This window comes from Mesorhizobium sp. M7A.F.Ca.MR.362.00.0.0, from assembly GCF_004023175.1.
Classification (GTDB): domain Bacteria; phylum Pseudomonadota; class Alphaproteobacteria; order Rhizobiales; family Rhizobiaceae; genus Mesorhizobium.
The window spans coordinates 1,173-2,318 of sequence record NZ_RZTF01000626.1; the positions used below are offsets into that span (position 1 = coordinate 1,173).

1 protein-coding gene is annotated in these 1,146 nt (G+C 63.8%); it reads right to left on the reverse strand.

Annotated features, from left to right (window positions below; genetic code table 11):
* Nucleotides 1-73: 73 nt before the first annotated feature.
* Nucleotides 74-1,146 (reverse strand): class I tRNA ligase family protein (locus EOC06_RS36110; RefSeq protein ID WP_164898963.1); only part of this gene is annotated, 1,073 nt, incomplete at its 5' end.

Sequence of the window (1,146 nt, forward strand, 5' to 3'; positions counted from 1 at the left end):
CGTTAAGGGCAACGCGCGGGCGGTTTTCGCCCGCCCGGCGTGGCATTTGTGCACCGATCCAGCCGACTAACCGCTAAAGCCGGCCAAGCGCCTTCAATTCATGCAGCACCGCCGCATCCCTGGCCGAAACATCCGGGAATTCCGGATCCTGGCCGACATCGGCGGTGTAGCGCCAGGAGCGTGCACATTTTAACAGGCCACGATCCTCGGCCTTCTCGACCACCACGGCGACACCCTTGACGTCGTCGATCGCGAAGGCACCAGCCGGTGCCTCGCCATGAGCGATGACCAGATCGCTGGTGATCGCCATCTCGGCCATGTCGACATCTGAAATCGCGGCTTCGAGCGCTGCGTCGTTGATTGTGACGACCGGCACCGCTTCCAGCGACGATCCGATCACCTTCTGGGCGCGCGCGATCTCCAGCGCGCCGGTAACGACGCGCCGCACCTGCCGCACCTGGCGCCACTTTTCCGCCAGCGCCTCGTTCTTCCAGTCCGCCGGGATTTGCGGGAACTGGTCGAGATGCACCGAGACGGCGTCGGGATGACGGTCAAGCCAGGCCTCCTCCATGGTGAAAGGCAGCATCGGCGCCAGCCATTTTACCAGGCAGTCGAAGAGATGGCGCACCACCTGCACCGAAGCCTTGCGCTTCAGGCTCGACGGCGCGTCGCAGTAGAGCGCGTCCTTGCGGATGTCGAAATAGAACGCCGACAGCTCGACCACCATGAAATCGAGCAGCATGCGGGTGATGCGCTTGAATTCGAAGGCGTCGTAGCCCGAGCGCACGACCTCATCGAGCTCGGCCAGCCGGTGCAGCATCAGCCGCTCCAGCTCCGGCATCTTCTCCAGCGGCACCTCTTCGCCATCGTCATGGGCAAGCGTACCCAGCATCCAGCGGATGGTGTTGCGCAGCTTGCGGTAGGCGTCGATGTTGGTCTGCAGCACGTTCTTGCCGAGCCGCTGGTCCTCCCAGTAGTCGGTCGTCACCACCCACAGACGCAGGATATCGGCGCCCGACTGCTTGATGACGTCCTGCGGCACCACGGTGTTGCCCAGCGACTTCGACATCTTGCGGCCATCCTCGTCCATGGTGAAACCATGGGTGACGACGGTGTCGTAAGGCGCCCTGCCCCTGGTGCCGCAAC